Source organism: Stenotrophomonas sp. STEN083 (genome assembly GCF_056759195.1).
This window is the reverse complement of record NZ_JBRRCU010000081.1, coordinates 1-16,341: the sequence shown is the minus strand read 5'-3', so window position 1 is coordinate 16,341 and position 16,341 is coordinate 1. Positions and strand designations below refer to the sequence as shown.

At 64.1% G+C, this 16,341-nt stretch carries 17 protein-coding genes; 1 reads left to right on the top strand and 16 read right to left on the bottom strand.

Features of this window, described 5'->3' with window-relative positions; translation table 11 throughout:
* Positions 1-157 precede the first annotated feature (157 nt).
* The 16 genes from ACVOK8_RS17500 to ACVOK8_RS17425 all read right to left on the bottom strand — a co-directional run bounded on the left by ACVOK8_RS17500 (position 158) and on the right by ACVOK8_RS17425 (position 16,054).
* Positions 158-1,234 carry a flagellar hook-length control protein FliK gene (locus tag ACVOK8_RS17500; protein ID WP_481567932.1) on the bottom strand — a complete coding sequence of 359 codons (1,077 nt, stop codon included), beginning with the start codon at positions 1,232-1,234 and terminating at the stop codon, positions 158-160.
* Positions 1,231-1,689: a flagellar export protein FliJ gene (fliJ, locus tag ACVOK8_RS17495; RefSeq protein ID WP_481567931.1), complete on the bottom strand. Its 459-nt coding sequence runs from the start codon at positions 1,687-1,689 to the stop codon at positions 1,231-1,233. Before fliJ ends, ACVOK8_RS17500 begins: the two co-directional genes overlap by 4 nt.
* The gene (fliI, locus tag ACVOK8_RS17490) at positions 1,686-3,071 is read right to left on the bottom strand and encodes a flagellar protein export ATPase FliI (protein WP_481567930.1); all 1,386 of its coding nucleotides are present in this window, start codon (positions 3,069-3,071) and stop codon (positions 1,686-1,688) included. The genes fliJ and fliI overlap by 4 nt, the downstream gene beginning before the upstream one ends.
* Positions 3,068-3,652 carry a FliH/SctL family protein gene (locus ACVOK8_RS17485; protein WP_481567934.1) on the bottom strand — a complete coding sequence of 195 codons (585 nt, stop codon included), beginning with the start codon at positions 3,650-3,652 and terminating at the stop codon, positions 3,068-3,070. Before ACVOK8_RS17485 ends, fliI begins: the two co-directional genes overlap by 4 nt.
* A gap of 53 nt (positions 3,653-3,705) precedes the next feature.
* Entirely contained in the window at positions 3,706-4,692 is a 987-nt protein-coding gene (gene fliG, locus ACVOK8_RS17480) for a flagellar motor switch protein FliG (RefSeq protein ID WP_057628133.1), read from the bottom strand.
* A gap of 10 nt (positions 4,693-4,702) precedes the next feature.
* The gene (fliF, locus tag ACVOK8_RS17475; RefSeq protein WP_481567929.1) at positions 4,703-6,346 is read right to left on the bottom strand and encodes a flagellar basal-body MS-ring/collar protein FliF; all 1,644 of its coding nucleotides are present in this window, start codon (positions 6,344-6,346) and stop codon (positions 4,703-4,705) included.
* A gap of 12 nt (positions 6,347-6,358) precedes the next feature.
* Positions 6,359-6,715: a flagellar hook-basal body complex protein FliE gene (gene fliE, locus ACVOK8_RS17470; RefSeq protein WP_282272448.1), complete on the bottom strand. Its 357-nt coding sequence runs from the start codon at positions 6,713-6,715 to the stop codon at positions 6,359-6,361.
* Between the two features lie 461 nt (positions 6,716-7,176).
* Positions 7,177-8,664: a sigma-54 dependent transcriptional regulator gene (locus ACVOK8_RS17465; protein ID WP_481567928.1), complete on the bottom strand. Its 1,488-nt coding sequence runs from the start codon at positions 8,662-8,664 to the stop codon at positions 7,177-7,179.
* Entirely contained in the window at positions 8,657-9,037 is a 381-nt protein-coding gene (locus tag ACVOK8_RS17460; protein WP_481535027.1) for a response regulator, read from the bottom strand. Before ACVOK8_RS17460 ends, ACVOK8_RS17465 begins: the two co-directional genes overlap by 8 nt.
* 14 nt (positions 9,038-9,051) lie before the next feature.
* On the bottom strand, positions 9,052-10,461 hold the full coding sequence (rpoN, locus tag ACVOK8_RS17455) for an RNA polymerase factor sigma-54 (protein ID WP_481567927.1): 1,410 nt from the start codon (positions 10,459-10,461) through the stop codon (positions 9,052-9,054).
* A 261-nt stretch (positions 10,462-10,722) separates the two neighbouring features.
* Positions 10,723-11,355: a response regulator gene (locus tag ACVOK8_RS17450; RefSeq protein WP_481567933.1), complete on the bottom strand. Its 633-nt coding sequence runs from the start codon at positions 11,353-11,355 to the stop codon at positions 10,723-10,725.
* A gap of 78 nt (positions 11,356-11,433) precedes the next feature.
* Positions 11,434-12,003 (bottom strand): PilZ domain-containing protein, encoded by a 570-nt coding sequence (locus ACVOK8_RS17445; protein ID WP_481567926.1) that lies wholly within the window; start codon positions 12,001-12,003, stop codon positions 11,434-11,436.
* Positions 12,000-12,311, bottom strand: a complete 312-nt coding sequence (locus ACVOK8_RS17440) for a hypothetical protein (protein ID WP_481567925.1) — start codon at positions 12,309-12,311, stop codon at positions 12,000-12,002. Before ACVOK8_RS17440 ends, ACVOK8_RS17445 begins: the two co-directional genes overlap by 4 nt.
* Positions 12,311-12,733, bottom strand: coding sequence for a flagellar export chaperone FliS (fliS, locus tag ACVOK8_RS17435; protein WP_481567924.1), 423 nt, complete (start codon positions 12,731-12,733; stop codon positions 12,311-12,313). Before fliS ends, ACVOK8_RS17440 begins: the two co-directional genes overlap by 1 nt.
* Positions 12,734-12,847: 114 nt before the next feature.
* Entirely contained in the window at positions 12,848-14,212 is a 1,365-nt protein-coding gene (fliD, locus tag ACVOK8_RS17430; RefSeq protein WP_481567923.1) for a flagellar filament capping protein FliD, read from the bottom strand.
* A gap of 336 nt (positions 14,213-14,548) precedes the next feature.
* Positions 14,549-16,054: a flagellin gene (locus ACVOK8_RS17425; protein ID WP_481567922.1), complete on the bottom strand. Its 1,506-nt coding sequence runs from the start codon at positions 16,052-16,054 to the stop codon at positions 14,549-14,551.
* A gap of 14 nt (positions 16,055-16,068) precedes the next feature.
* Here ACVOK8_RS17425 and ACVOK8_RS17420 point away from each other — a divergent pair.
* Positions 16,069-16,341 (top strand): hypothetical protein (locus ACVOK8_RS17420; protein WP_481567921.1); only part of this gene is annotated, 273 nt, incomplete at its 3' end.

Genomic DNA, 16,341 nt, shown 5'->3' with positions numbered 1-16,341 from the left:
GGTCTGGTGCAAACGGCGCTGGGGGGCATTTTTGGCGGGGGGGGGGGCTGGGGTTGGCGTTGTCGGCCGCCGCACGGCGTGTAGGCTCACAACCTAACCCCCTAGGGGGGGGGGCGCTTACGCCGCTCCCACAGAGGATCATGCTCTACGTTTGACCTCAGGCATACGCATCCAGCAGGCCGCGCATACGCAGGTTGTGTGGGGTGGTGACTGGGAGGTCGGTGCCTTCCAGTTGGTTGCCGGTTGCCAAACCGCTGCCAGTCTCGCCCTTTTCGCTCTGTTGCTGCGGCGTCGACTGCTGGCCCACATCGGCGTGGCTCAGCTGCAGCCCTTGTTCGCCCAGCATTTCGCGCAGGCGTGGCAGGCTGCTTTCCAGGGCATGGCGGACGTCGGCGTGGGCACTGCTGAAGCTGGCGTGGACGCGGTCACCGTCCAATTGCAGCTTCACATCGATCTCGCCCATGTTCTCCGGGTTGATGCGGATGTGGGCGTGGCCGATCTTCTGCTCCGCCAGCCAGCCGACGCGGGCGCCTATGGCCTCGTCGAAGTCGCCGGCATTCAGATCCGGGGTTGGCGTGGGCGCGGTGATGCTGCTTGCCGGGGCGCTTGCGCGGACTTCCTGCAGGGCCTGGTTATGCAGCAAGGACGCAAACGTGGTGGGCGCCGGGGTATCGACATCGAGGTTGAGGCTGCTCGCATCGTCGTTCGCGGCCGCTGCGGCCAAGGGCAGGCTCAGCTCTGTGCTGGCCTCGTCAGCGCTGATGGTGGCCGGCTTGGCTGTGGCAGCAGCCGGAACAGCTGGCAGGGCAGGGAGCGCTGCCGCTGTGGGATTGGCTGACGCGGCCTCATCGTGGTTCGCGGCTGCAAGGGCCGCTGGTGCCTGTGCTGCGGGCTCCGCTGGCTGGGCAACGATCGCCGACAAGCCAAACGGCGGCCACGGCGCGTCTTCCGCGGCGCTCTGCGTGTCGGGCTTGTCGTCGTTGCTGGTATTGCTGTCGGTGGCGCTGCTCTGCTCCGTTGTGGCTTCGCTGGAACTGTCTTCGCCGCGCGCTTCATTGGCGGGCTTGGCATCAGTGCTGCCTTGCTTGCTGGCGGCAGGCTTCTGCGTGGCTGGCTTGCTGTTGAGCATTGCGTCGAAGCCGTTGCTGCTGGCCTTGTCGGTACTGCTGCTGCGCGTGCCGCTGCTGCTGTCGACGTTGCTGGCACCGCCCAGAGCGGAGGAAAGAACATTCACTGGTTTTCTCCCTCGGCGTCGCCTTCGGTTTTCTTCAGGCGCGCGCGACGGGCGCCGATATCGTCCATCTCGCGCTGGTCGCGGCGGTCGGCGACCTGCTTTTCCTGCGCGCGATAGCTGGCAGCCAGCTGTTCCAGCACGGCCTTGTCGCGGCTGGCCAATAGCAGGCGGGCGCGTTCTGCATCCACGCGTTCCTGGTTGCTGTCCACGGTCTTGCTCTGCGCTTCGACCGCGTTGTCGAGGCGGTCGAGGAAAGCGCGGCGGTTGAGCAACTGCGCAGCACTGGTAGTGGCCAGCTGCGCATTGGCATACTCATCGGCGTACTGGCGTAACTCGGAAAGCCGCGATTGATGCATGTCCAAGGCTTGCTGACGCTCGGCCAGGGCTTTGGCGACTTCATCTTCGCGGTCCTGCGCGTGGCGCAGCAGCGGGTCCAGGCGACGGCTAGGGCTCATGCGGGCGTCTCACTATCTACCAGTTGGTGCAATGCACTGAGGCTGTGGCTCAGGTCGGCGGCGTTGTGCACGTCCTGGCCAAGGAATTCCATGATCTCCGGCCACCGATCCAGTGCTTCGTCGGTGAGCGGGTCGTTGCCGCGTTGATAGGCACCGATGGCGATCAGGTCGCGGTTGGCGGTGTAGGCCGACACCAGCTGCTTGAGCTTGCGGATGCGCGCGCGCCAGACGTCGTCGGCGATGTCCTGGACCACGCGGCTGACCGAGGATTCAACGTCAATGGCCGGGTACAGGCCGCTGTCGGCAACGCGTCGCGACAGCAGGATATGGCCGTCAAGAATGGCGCGGGCGGCGTCGGCGATCGGGTCCTGCGGATCGTCGCCTTCGGTGAGCACGGTGTAGAAGGCGGTGATCGAGCCGCGGCCTTTTGCGCCGTTGCCGGCACGTTCCACCAGCGCCGGCAGTTTGGCGAATACCGACGGCGGGTAGCCACGTGTGGTGGGTGGCTCGCCGACCGATAGGCCGATCTCGCGCTGGGCCTGGGCAAAGCGGGTCAGCGAATCCATCAGCAGCAGCACATTCAAGCCCTGGTCGCGGAACCATTCGGCGATGGCGGTGGCGCGGTAGGCACCGTGCAGACGGGCAAGCGGCGGCCGATCCGCCGGGCTGGCGACGACCACCGCGCGGCGCAGGCCTTCCTCGCCCAGCGTGGATTCGACAAAGTCACGTACTTCGCGGCCACGTTCACCGATCAGCCCAACCACGATCACATCGGCGGCGGTGAAGCGAGTCATCATGCCCAACAGCGTCGATTTGCCGACGCCGGAGCCGGCAAACAGGCCCACACGCTGGCCGCGACCAATCGGCAGCAGCGAGTTGATCGCGCGTACGCCGACATCCAGCGGCTGGGTGATGGGTTCGCGTGCCAGCGGGTTGATCGACACACCGGCCATGCTGACCACGCCTTCAGCGCGGATCGGGCCCTTGCCGTCCAGCGGAATGCCATCGGAATCGATGACGCGGCCAAGCAGGCCTTCGCCGACTTCGACGCCGCCACGGCGATAGGAGGGCACGACGCGGGCGTTGGGCAGCAGGCCGTGCAGTTCGGCGCTGGGCATCAAATAGGTGCGGTCGCCGGAGAAGCCGACGACTTCGGCATCGACCCAGCCGCCGTCGATGATCTCGACCTTGCAGCTGGCACCCATCGGTGCTTCGCAGCCAACTGCTTCAAGGGTGAGGCCGACCGCGCGACGAAGAATGCCTTCGCGTACGAGGCCATGGCCGGCGCCGGCATCAAGCGAGATGCCATCCAGGCGCGCGGCAAGGCGTAGATTGCGCGCGGCAGCCCAGTCGGCGGGAGCGGGCGAGGGTGACGCGGTCATTGCGTGGCTCCGGCGCGACGCAGTACGGTCGCCAGCGCAGCGCGCAGGCGCGCGTCGAGGGTGCCGTCGACACGTACCGCCTCGGCGTGCACACGCAGGTCGCCACGGCTGAGGCTGTGGTCGGGCACCAGACGCTGCCCGGCGGGCAGTGTCAGCAGATTGCTGATCGCAGCGATGTCGTCCGGGTGCAGGCGCACTTCGACGTCGCGGTTGGTGCCGCTGACCGTGTCCAGTGCCTCATCGATCAGGTCCTTCAGCAGCGATGGATCGGCCTCGTAGGCGCGGCTGATCAAGGCGCCGGCAATGCGCACCGACAGTTCGCCTAGTGCGCCAACTACTTCATTCTCCAGTCGCACCAGCGGGCGGCTGAAGTTGTCGAGGATGCCCTCGATCTGTGCGGTCAGTCGACGCACTTCGGCCTGGCCCTGCGCGTAGCCTTCGGCGTGACCCTGCTGGAAGCCTTCTTCCTGTGCGGCATCGCGGATTGCCTGGATTTCCTCCAGGGTCGGCGGCTGCAAGGCGGGAGCTACCGGCTCGGCAACGATGGTTTCCAGCGATGCGAGGTCGAACTCCTCCGCCACCGACGGGCTGGCCGGTGCGTTCAGATCCGGGGCGTGCCATCGCACGGCATTGATCACAGCATGGCCTCCGCTGCGCCGCCGAGGGTGATGGTGCCCTCATCGCCCATGCGTTTGACGATGGCGAGGATTTCGCGCTGCGCGCCTTCCACATCGGACAGGCGTACCGGGCCACGTGCTTCCATGTCTTCGAGCAGGATCTCGGCTGCCCGCTGCGACATGTTGCGGGTGATCTTGTCGCGCACCTTGATGTCGGCGCCGCGCAGGGCCAGGCCCAGGCGTTCGCCGCTGACTTCGCGCAACACCAGCTGCATTTCGCGGTCGTCCAGGTCCACCAGGTCGTCGAACACGAACATCAGGTCTTGGATGCGGCTGCCCAGCGGCGAATCGATGCGGGCGATCTCGGTGAGGATGGCCTGGTCCTGGCCGCCGTCCATGAAGTTGAGGATGTTGGCAGCACACTGCACGCCGCCGATGTTCGAGGACTTCAGGTTCTGGTTGCCGGCGAACTGGCGCTCCATGATCTCGTTGAGTTCGTTCAGCGCGTTCGGCGGAATGCCGTCGAGGGTGGCGATGCGCAGCAGCACGTCGACGCGGGTGCGCTCGGGCAGCAGCTTCAGCGCTTCGGCGGCCTGGTCGGTTTCCAGGTGGGCCATGACGATGGCAATGATCTGCGGGTGCTCGTTGCGGACCAGATCGGCGACTGCGCGTGGGTCCATCCACTTCAGGGCATCCAGGCCAGTGGTATTGCGGCCGAGCAGGATGCGGTCGATCAGGTTGCTTGCTTTCTCATTGCCCAGCGCCTGCACCAGCATGTTGCGGATGTAGTCGTCGGAGCCGACGCTCAGCGAGGTCTTGTTGCCCAGCTCGGCGCCAAAATCGTCCATCACCTTCTGCACCTGCTCCCGGGTGACATCGGTGAGGGTGGCCATGGCGATGCCGATCTTCTGCACTTCCTTCGGTTCCATGTGACGCAGTACTTCAGCCGCGTCGGTTTCGCCGAGCGACAGCAGCAATACGGCGGCACGTTGCACGCCGGTCATCGGCATTGCATCAGTCATTTGACACCCATCCCTTCACTACCTGGGCAACCCGCTTGGAGTCGGTCTTCACTGCTTCGCGGGCCATGCGCAGGCGTTCTTCGTAAGCGTCTACCGGCAATGCCAGTGCTGGCTTGCCATCAAGGTGCAGGCGATCGGCGGCAAGCGCCGGCATCTCGGTGCCGTCATCCAGAACCTGGACGTCGGCGCTGAGTGGATCTTCCGGACCGGACAGAGCCTTGGGCGTACTGGTGATCTGGCGCAGGGCCGGGCGCAGCACCCCGAACAGCAGCGCCAGCACCACGATGGCACCAAGCACCAGACGCAGCGCATCACGCACCTGCGGGTTCTCCCACCACTTGGGGGCTTCCACAGGGATGGATTCACGCACGAACGGTGCGTTCATTACCGACACGGTGTCGCCGCGTTCTGCATTGAAGCCAACGGCTTGCTTGACCAATGCTTCGACACGGGTCAGTTCTGCGGCGCTGAGCGGCTGATCGGCGAGCTTGCCGTTGCTGCCCGCGCGCGGCACATGGTCGACCAGCACGGCAACCGAGACGCGATTGACCCGGCCCGGCGGCTGGCGGGTGTGCTGCAGGGTGCGGTCAAGCTCGTAATTGCGGGTGGCGTTCTTGGAAGTCTCGGTCGGCGTGGCCGCAGTGGCCGGCGGTGCAACAGCTGCGCCCGGCGGGGTGTTGCTGGTGGCGCCGGGAATACCCTGCGGGCCGGCGGTGGCGCTGCTGTTCTCGCTGATCTGTTCGCTGCGCACCTTCTGCGGCTCACCGTTGAACAGTTCGCGGGCCTCCTCGGTGACCGAGAAATCCATGTCGACGCTGACTTCCGGATTGACCCGGCCGGCTCCGGTCATCGGCTCCAGCAGTTCGCGGATGCGCTGGTTGTAGGAGCCTTCCAGTCGGCGTACCTGGTCGAACTGGGCAGCGTTGAGCGCGGCTTCGCTGTTGGGATCAGCAATGGTGAGCATGCGACCGCTCTGGTCGACCACGGTGACGCGCTCGGGTGCCAGATCGGGGATGCTGGAAGCGACCATGTGCACGATGGCATCGACCTGGTTGCGTTCCAGCTGCTGGCCACCACGCAGTTCCAGTACAACCGAGGCGCTGGCGACGTCGCGCTGGCGGGTGAAGGCGCTGGGCTTGGGAATGGCCAGGTGTACGCGCGCGTCGCGGACCGGACGCAGGCTGCTGATGGTGCGGACCAGCTCGGTTTCCAGCGCGTGCTGGTAGCGCGCGGTTTCGACGAACTGGCTGACGCCGAAGCCGGGATCGCGTTCCATCATTTCAAAGCCGAGGCGGCCGCTTTCAGTCAGGCCGGAGCCGGCCAGCTTCAGGCGTGCATCGTGCACGTTCTTTTCCGGCACGCTGATCGCGCCGGTAGTGGCGTCGAGTTCGAACGGAATCTGCGCCGAGCGCAGCAGATCGGTGGCCTCTGCAGTCGCCTTCTGGTCCAGCCCGGTATACAGCGGCATCATCTGCGGCTTCTGCGCCCAGAAGAACACGAACAAACCGGCTGCCACAGCAACCGTGATCATTGCCATCAAGCCCAGGCGGCGGGTGATCTGCAAGCTCTGCAGACGATCGAACCAGGCGCCAGCCCGTTCCGGATTCAGTGATTCTCTGGACAGCGCGAGTGCCATGCGTGCGGATCCTTACAGCGGCATGTTCATCACGTCCTGGTAAGCCTGGACGAGACGGTTACGGACTTCTACGGTGGCGCGGAACGCCAGCGAGGACTGTTGGGAGGCGACCATGACCTTGGCCAGGTCGGCATTGGCATCGCCGCGCTCGAAAGCAGCGGCCAGCTGCCCGGACTTCTGCTGGGCCTCGTTGACGCCCTGGATGGCGCCCTGCAAGGCCTGGCTGAACGAAGGAGCGGCAACTGCGTTGCCTTCGGCCAGCCCCTGGATCGCGTTGCTGCGCGGCACATCGCCAATGGGCGCAGTCTGCGCCACCTGGTTCTGCAGCGTGCGGATCTGGGAGAGAACAGAGGTGATGGAGTGGGACATCGTGCGGGGTTCCGGGCAACGTGTGGGAGAGCTGATGGAACAGTTGCAAGTTGCGTGCCGTAACCGTGAAGGCTTTGATGTTGGTGAATACGTCGGATTTCTGTCGCGGCCGCGATACGGACGGCGCCGATTCAGGGGCTGACTTGGTGCGAACGAAGAACGCCGCCAGAGAATCGGCGGTCGCCATGAACGTAGTTGAATGCGGCGATGCTTCCGCGCCGTAGCCTGCCAAGCGCGGCGTACCCGAGAGCAGGGATCCACCGCCCTTTCGGTCTCCCCGCCAACAGCTGGGGCAGTGCTTACCCGCGCTATGGGCGGTTCACTCAGGAGTAACAGCGTTACTCAGCGCCGCTCCCACAAAAAAACCGATGCCAGAGATCTGACATCGGATTTGCGCTGGCTTAAATGTTTGGGTGAACAGCAACACGGCGTGCTGCGCTGACCCGGGCTATGTATCGCTATTAGTTGCTGGCCTCGACCGAGTCGCGCTCGATGCCGTATTTGCGCAGCTTTTCCACCAAGGTGGTGCGGCGCAGGCCGAGCAATTGGGCGGCGTGGGCGACCACGCCCTGGGTGCGTTCCAATGCTTCGTTGATCAAGGTCAGTTCGATGCCGGCCATGTGGTCGCGCAGATCCATGCCCTCGCTGGGCAGCTGGTTGCCGCTGTCCGGCGCGGTGACCTTGCTGATCAAGCCGCTGGGCTGGTTGGCAGGTTGTGCAGGCGCCGCAGTCGGTTTGCCAAGCAGCATCGGCCGCTCGTCGTCGCTGCTTGCCGCTGCAGCCAGGCTCGCCTGGTCACCGCGGTAGCGGCTGGGCAGGTCCTGCACGCGCACGGTGCCGCCCGGGTGCAGCACGGCCAGGCGCTCGACCAGGTTGGTCAACTCGCGCACATTGCCCGGCCAGGCGTAGCTGGCAAGTGCCTGCAGGGCTTCCGGTGCGAAGCGGACTTCGCCACGGCCGGTACGTGCAAGCTGGGTGGCGATGGTTTCCACCAATACAGGAAGATCGCTGGCACGCTCACGCAGCGCCGGCACGTCGATCGGGAACACGTTGAGGCGATAGAACAGATCCTCGCGGAACTTGCCATCGGCGATGCGCGATTCCAGGTCACGGTGGGTAGCGGCGATCACCCGCACATTGCAGCGGATGGTCTGGTTGCCGCCGACGCGCTCGAAGCTGCGTTCCTGCAGTACGCGCAGCAGCTTGACTTGCATCGGCAAGCTCATGTCGCCGATTTCGTCCAGCAGCAGGGTGCCGCCTTCGGCCATCTCAAAGCGTCCCTTGCGTGCGCTGAGTGCACCGGTGAAGGCGCCTTTTTCGTGGCCGAACAATTCGCTTTCGAGTAGATCCGGCGGAATAGCGCCGCAGTTGATGGCGATGAACGGACCATCGCGGCGTGGCGAACGCTGATGGATGGCGCGAGAAACCACTTCCTTGCCGGTACCGGACTCGCCCAGCACCAGCACGGTGGTATCGAAATTGGAGACCTGTTCGATCAGCTGGCGCAGTTCGGTAACAGCAGGGCTGTGCCCGGTTGGGCCGCTGTCACCGGCGTTGTCCGCCTGGTGCTCGGCATCCAGTCGCTTCAGGCTGGCGCGGCGCAACAGCGCTTCCATCTGCGCATGGCGCATCGGCTGCTCCAGCGGCCAGACATTGGCTTCGTGCAGGCCGTAATGGCGCGAGAACGCCAGCGGATCGCCTTCGGCCAACAGGATCGGCGGCGGCAGCGAGGTGCCCGCCAGCCAGGTAAAAAAGCCAGCGGCACGGTCGGCGTCTTCAAGCGCGCCGACCACCACCGCCATCCAGTCATTGCTGCGATGGCGGCTGACGTCGATGTCCTGCGCTTCGCTGACCCAGCGCGGGTTGAAGTCCATGAACTCCAACAGGGCCAGGGTGCGCTCAGCGCGGACGCCGTCGGCGTCGATCACCAGAATGCGTGATTCACTCATCTTCTTGTACCTTGAGTCCTTCCAGGATCGGCATCACTTCCTGGATGTAGGACAGCTTGCTGACAAAATTATCGGCACCGGCGCGCAGTGCATGTTCGCGGTGCTCAGCGTCATCGAAGTGGCTGGCGATCACGATGTACGGTGGCTGGTCCTGGGTCTTGATCAGGCGTGTGGCCTGCAGGCCGCCCATTTCCGGCATCGCCAGATCCATCAGTACAACCTGCGGACGCAGGGTTTCGGAGCGCTCGATCGCTTCCAGCCCGTTGGCGGCGCTGCCTACAACTTCCAGCCATTCGATTTTGCGGAAATGGCGCATGGCAGCGTTGATGAAGCCTTCATGGTCGTCGACCAGCACTACGGTGAGCTTGTTCATGGGAATCCTTGGTCTCAGCCCACACGGGCCAGCTGGGGCTTGCTGCTCTGGCGGCGACGTTCGCGGGCCGGGGCGATATCAAGCTGTTCGCGGTATTTTGCGACGGTCCGGCGTGCAATGTTCACTCCCTGACGCGACAGCAGGCCGGCAATGGCCTCGTCGGCCAGCGGGCGGGCCACCGGTTCGGCATCGATCAGGCGCTTCACCATGGCTTTGACCGCCTGGCCAGAGACACTGGCGCCTTCCAGACGTACGGCGAAGAAGTGCTTCAATTCAAAGGTGCCACGCGGGGTCTGCAGGTACTTGCCGGAGGTGATCCGCGAGACGGTGGATTCGTGCATGCCGATCAGCTCGGCCACTTCCTTCAGGGTCAACGGCGCCATGCACTCGTCACCATTTACCAGGAAGGCTGCCTGGCGCTCGATGATGACCCGCGCGGTGCGTAGCAGGGTGTCGTAGCGCATCGACAGACCGCGGGTCAGCCAGCGTGCTTCCTGCAGCATGTCGCGCAGGGGTTGGGCGGCTTCGCCGCTGCTGTCGGCTACAACCCGCTCGTAGCTGCTGTTGATGGCCAGGCGCGGCGTGGTGGCAGGATTCAGTGCGACCCGCCATTGGCCGTCAGCGTGCCAGGCGACCACGTCTGGAATCACGCTCAGTTCCTGCTGCGGCAGCAGGGATTCGCCCGGACGCGGCTGCAGGGACAGGATCAGGCGGAAGGCTTCCCGTACGTCCTCCACTTCGGCATCCAAGGCGCGGGCCAAGGCGGGATAGTCGTGGTTGGCCAGCAGATGCATATCGGCGTCGAGCAGGCGGCGCGCCAGATGGCGGGCTGGGACCTGGCCGGGCAGGGCGGTGAGCTGGGCCAGCAGGCATTCGCGCAGGTCGACTGCCGCCATGCCGGCCGGTTCGCCGTGCAGCAGGCGCTGGCGCAAGGCTTCGATATCGGTGCTGTTGCGGTCCAGGCGGGCGCTGGCCAGCTGGGTCAACTGGGCCAGCGGGGCCTGCAGGTAGCCGGCTTCATCGCAGTGATCCAGCCAGAAACTGACCACGGCAAGGTCGGCGTCGTTCAACTCGTAGGCGAGCGCGTTGAGGATGCGCAGCTGCGGATCGGTTGACTCGCCGGCCGCCACGCGTGCCATGCGATCCTCGTCGTCAGCGTTCCAGCTGGCGCCGGGCACATCCCACAGATTGCTTTCGGGCAGTTCATCAAACGCTGCGGTTTCAGCCTGTGCAACATCGCCTTCGGTCGCTGCGGGCGCGTCCTCTGCCTGCTCCTGCAATTCCAGCAGTGGGTTGCTCTCCAAGGCCTGGCGGACCTCCAACTCCAGCTGCATGCCATTGAGCTGCAGCAAGCGGATCGATTGCAGCAAAGCAGGCGTGAGGTGGAGTTGCTGGCCCAGCTGGGCAGAGAGTGTGGCTTTCATGCGTTTCCCCGTTGCGGCCAGTGGATGGCTGCGTTGTGGAACGCATCTTGCGTGCTTCATGTCAGGGCGGTAATAGGTGTTGGCCCTATAGCTGTCAAAATCCGCCCTACGAAACGTAGGTGATTCCCCTACATGGCGTCGATTAATTGGCGCGACAAAGCGGGGGTATTTCTGCAAGTCATTGATTTATATTGAATGGACCGCTTTGGTGACGGGTTTCCGATTTCGTGACGCAGCTTCGCTTTTGCTGGCGTGCCGGCGTCAAGAAAGGTCGTTTTCGTGGCGGAGTGCCAGCAGAAGCAGGTCGTTGGCGCGGCGGCAGCCCAGCGATTCCATCATCCGTGCCCGATGGGTTTCAACCGTCTTGATGCTGATCCCAAGGTCAGCAGCGATTTCCTTGGTGGTCTGGCCGGTGCCGAGGCGTCGCAGGATCTGCTTCTGGCGTGGCGACAGCGCGCCAATGCCAGTAGCGCGCTCCTTTCCGATCAGTGGCGCAAGCATCTTTGCCGAAATCTGCGGACTCAGGAAAACCTGGCCGGCATGGGCGGCGCGCAGTGCCAGCTCCAGCTCGGCCGGAGCCGCATCCTTGACCAGAAAGCCGACGGCACCGCGGTCCAATGCGTCACGCACGTGTGCAGCGTCATCGTGCATCGACATCATCACCGCACGTGCATGGGGCAGTCGCTGGCGGATATCGGTCAAGGCATCGAGCCCGGAGCGGCCGGGTAGGGACAGGTCGAGCAGGATCAGGTCCGGCACATGAAACAGTGCCATCTCCAATGCCTCATCGGCATTGCTGGCTTCGGCCACCACCTGGATCCCGTCGAATGTCTGCAGCAGCCGGGTGAGCCCAGCACGAACCAAGGTGTGGTCGTCGACAATAAGAACGCGCACAGGAGACCGGGTCATAACGGAAGGCTGCACCTTAGCGGAGCAGCGAGGCGGGCGCCAGAGCACAAAGTAGGAATAGGCTCACCGGTTGCGGCGACTGTCGGCAATCTGCTTGCGATGCAGTCGGAACAAATGACGTTCAACTGCTGCCAACAACGCATCATTGTGTGTATCCAAGCGCAGCCACAGCTGCGCACCCTGTGCTGTATCGGCTTCGGCCAGGACCACGACAGGCAGTTCAATCGCATCGGGCAGCCATTCGGCGGGTTGCAGGCTGACCACGCCCGCCGTGCCGGCGGTGAAGCCGCCCAGCTGCTCGCGCTGCAGGCGCAGACCATGCCTGGACCAGCGCAGCCGGGTCGCTGCGGCAGACGGCGCCTCGCGCTGCAGCAGGCGCCCCAGCAGTACCAGGGTCAGATCCAGGCGAGCTTCCAGCCGCTGCAGCTGCAGACTGTTGTCGTTGCGTTCGTCGCTGTCGTCCACGTTGCGGGCGTCTTCGACCAGGGCGATGCTGCGCAGAAGCATCTCAGCACTGCCCGGGCGCTTGACCTTGGCGCCGGCCTCGAACACCGCTGGCAGTGACAGTTCACAACTGAGTGTGTCGTCGAACAGCTCGGTTTCTGCAGTGTGGACGACGCCGGTGGGACTCATGCCAGAGTTCCTGCCTGCTGATAGGCGTTGACCGCGCGAGTAGATTGACGCTCGGCGCGCAGGTGCATGGCGGCTTGATCGCGCAGCTCGCGCATCCGTTCGGTCACGTTGTGCTGCTGTTTCAGCAATGCCTGCAGGGCGTCGGCGCTTCCGGCGACGCCATTGTCTTGGATATAGCTGCGCAGACGCTGATCATGGGCGGCGACTATCTGTTCGGCACCGTCGTGGTCTTCGGCGTCAATGGCGTTCTTCAGGTCATCGAGATCGGCGTGCAGGGCATCCAGCATTTCGTTGACGGTGTTGGCCATCAGCGTGCTCCGCCTGCGGTAGATGCGCTGCGTTGCTCGGAGGGGATGGCGTTCCAGGCAGATTCGATCTCACTTACCAAGGACAATGACTCCTGCAGTGCGGCAACATCGTTGTTGAGGTTGGCTTCGGTCAAGCGCTGTACAATGTAGTCATAGAGCGCGGAAAGATTACCCGCAACCTCGCCACCCGCGACGTGATCAAGCGAGCCGTTGAGCTGACCAACGATTGCGCAGGCTTCGCCAATCGCCTTGCCCTTCAATGCCTGGTCGCCCTTGGCAAGGAACGCCTCGGCACGCCGCATGCGCTCGCTGGCACCTTCCAGAAGCAGGGATACCAGCTTGTGAGGGTCGGCATCCACTACCCGGGTTGAAACGCCGATCTGGCGGTATTGCTCGGCGAAATTGCGGCTGGGACCATACATGTACTCAATCTCCTGGTGTTCGTGCAGTGAAGGCAACGACTGCCGATACATCGTTTGTGTGGCGTGATCTGCTATCGGCCATCAATGCGTATTGCTTGAGCCCGTCCTGGGCTATCAGCCCGACATCGCCGAAAGCTGCTGTGAAAGGTAGCTGCTGGTGCCCTGCATCTGTGACACCAGCTTGTCCATCGCAGTGAACTGAGCGGTGTAGCGCGCGGACACCTTTTCCATGCGCGCGTCGAGATCGTCGAGTTGCTTGCCGAGCTTCTTGATTTCCTTGTTGAGCGCGTCGGTACGCTGCACCAAGGTGCCGGTGCCGCTGTCCAGGTTGCTCTTGAGGATGCTGTTCATGCCTTCATACAACTTGCCGCTCTTGCCTACCAGAGCCTCGGCGGCGGCGGGATTCTTGGCCATTGCCTTGTCGAAGACGCTGGCATCCAGTGACAGGGTGCCATCCTTGGTGATGGTCAGTCCCAACTCCTTGAGGTCGATGACGTTGGCGCTGAGCTGGCCACGCAGCTGCTGCTGCAGTCCGCGCACCATCGAGTCGCCGGTCAGTACCGATGCCTTGTCCTTCTCTGCGTCATAGGCGCTGGAGGTCTTGAGCAGGCTGGTCGAGGCGTTGTACGCGGTAACGAAGGCCTGCACAGCTGTCTTCAACGGCTCGTTGTTCTGAGTGATGGTCAGCGCGGTGGTGGTGCCGACCTCGGCCTTGGTCAGTTCCAGGGTCACGCCGGCGATGATGTCGCTGATGCTGTTGCTGCTGGATTCGCGTTCAAATCCGTCCACGCGCACGTGCGCGTTGGTTGGGGCGCTGATCTGTGACATGCCGCCGCTGCTGCCGTCCCAGGTCAGCGCGGAAAGACCGCCGTTGCCGCCGCTGGCGGTGACCGTCAATGCACCCTCGGTACCCGCATTGACGGCATTGAGCACCAGGTGCTGACCATCGTTGGCGGTGATGACGGTGGCATTGACGCCCTTGCCACCGGCGGCGCTATTGATGGCGGCGGCGATGCTGGCCAGGTTGCTGCCCGGGGCGATATCAACCGATAGGGAATCCTTCTCGCCCCAGGCGATCGACAGCTTGCCGTCGCCCACCACAGTTTCGGCTGCAAAAGCTCCGGAACTGAGCTTTTGCGGCTGCGCCAGGCTGAGTACTTCAATGTTGTAGGTACCTGCAGCCGCCAAGGTCTTGCCGGTGGAGGGATCGGTGACGATGGTGGCGGAGAAGCCGCTCTTTTCCGGTACCGACGTTTTATACGCGCGCAGGTCGGCGGCTTTGCCCATGGCGTCCATCGCCGTCTGCAAGGAGCTGAGCGAGCTCTTGATGTTGCCCAGCGCCGAGAGTTTGGCGGTGGCGGCGGTTCCCTGGTTGTTGATGCGGTTGGCTGCCGGTGCGCGTTCAGCGGCAACCAGCTGCGCAACGATGGTGGGAATGTCCAAGCCGGAGCCAATGGTGGACAGGGAAGACGTAGCCATGGGTTTTCCTCTTTCGGCGAGGGGGTGCAACTGCAGCTGCCACCCCGGATATCGGCACGCGGCGGCATAGCTTTAGCCGCGTGGTTGCGCAGTCATCTGCAAGCGCCGTGCCAGCGCGTACGGGTGCTCGCGCAGGGCAGGTCATGGCGGATCCCGCCAAGGCGGAGGTGGCTGGTCCTTGATAGCGCTCGATCGAGTTGTCCAGGTGCCGGCTTCGATGCCGTAGTCCTGGCGCTGGGGTGTACTGCTTCCATAACGAACAGGCCCCGCCATTGCTGGCGGGGCCTGTGTCACGCCGGCGTGTTCACGCCGGCGTGGAGAGTGTTGCTTGCTGGATCAGCGCAGCAGGCTCAGCACGTTCTGGCTGGTCTGGTTGGCCTGGGCCAGCATGGCGGTACCGGCCTGCTGCAGGATCTGCGTGCGGGTCAGTTCTGCCGTTTCCTTGGCGTAGTCGGTGTCACGAATACGGCTGCGGGCCGAAGACATGTTTTCCGAGGACGTGTTCAGGTTGGCAACCACCGAGGTGAAGCGGTTCTGCACGGCGCCCAGGTCGGCACGTGCCGAGTTGATGGTGCTCAGGGCTGCGTCCATTGCGTTCAGCGCGTTGTCGGCGCCGGCGGTGGTGGAGATGTCCAGGTCAGCGAAGCCGGTTGCTGCTGCTCCGCCCGCCCACGCGCTGCCAACGGCGCCGCCGGCAGTGTCGCCCGTGGTCAGGCCCGTCTGCTTCAGCACATCCGCCGCCGTGCCGGATACCTTGAAGTCACCGAGCGAAGACGACAAGGCCAGCTGGCCGTTCTTGTCCAGCGACGCGCTGACGCCAGTGTTGTAGCTCTGGTTGTTGATTGCCTTGACCAGGTCGCTGGCACGCTGTGCGGTGCTGCCTGCAGCGCCAAAGTTGATGGTGACTTCGCCCTTCTTGCCCGCCAGGGTGAAAGTGCCAGCATCGAAAGCGACGCTCTCGCCGCTGACCGAGGCGCTGGCGAACTGGCTGCCTGCGGCCTTGACCGACAGTGCCTTTGCGCCAGCGTCGGAATTGTCAAGGGCGATCTTTCCTGCCGTGGCAGTGGCGACGGTGCCACCGGTCGCGGTGTTGATCAGGCCAGCAACCTTGGTGGCAACAGCCTGCTGAGTGGTGGCTGCGTCAGTAGCATAGGCGGTGGCGGTCACGTTGACCGTTGTGCCGTTGATGTCGATGTTGAAACCAGCAACACCATTGGTGGTGTCCACGGCCAGTGCAGTCAGGTCGATTTCGCCAGTGCCGCCGGCGGTTACGGTGCCGGTCGGTGCAACAGCTGAGGCGGCTGCAGCGGTATCAACCCGGTTCCAGTTGCCCAGGTCCTTGATATTGGCATTGGCGATCTGGGCAATATCGATGGTCTGGCCCTGGTCGGCGCCGATCTGGAAGGACTGTGCCTGGAAGCTGCCGTCCAGCAGCTTGGTGCCATTGAAGTTGGTCTGCTCGGACACGCGCTGGATTTCTGCCTTCAGCAGCTGCACTTCGGCGTTCAGGGCTTCACGGTCGGAAGGCGAGTTGGTGGCGTTGCGCGACTGCACCGACAGCTCACGGATACGCTGCAGGTTGTTGCCGATTTCGGTCAGCGCGCCTTCGGCGGTCTGCGCCATCGAGATGCCGTCGTTGGCGTTACGGGCAGCCTGGTCCATGCCGCGGATCTGGGTGCTGAAACGCTCGGAGATCGCCAGACCGGCGGCGTCGTCCTTGGCGCTGTTGATGCGCAGGCCCGAGGACAGGCGCTGGATCGAGGTGGCCAGGCTGGAGCCGCTGGTGCCCAGGTTACGCTGAGCATTGAGCGACATGATGTTGGTGTTGATGACTTGTGCCATGATTCGAGCTTCCTATGTGGCGTTGGGTCCGGCACATCACCTGGCCGGTACTGGGTGCAGTGGGCGGGGGTAAGAAGAGCCTTAGCACCGCTGCTGATACCAATAACGGCAGCTTTTCCGGCAGCTTTAGCGCCTTGCTGCAAGTGATTCCAAAACCGCAAAAACGCACAAGCCCCGGTTTCCCGGGGCTTGTGGGTTTTCGGCGTTCGTTGGGTGTCGAGCCCTGCTCGGCAGCACCAAACATGTATTGCCCCGCCCTGCGCGGCAGGGGCATTGCCGGGGAAGCT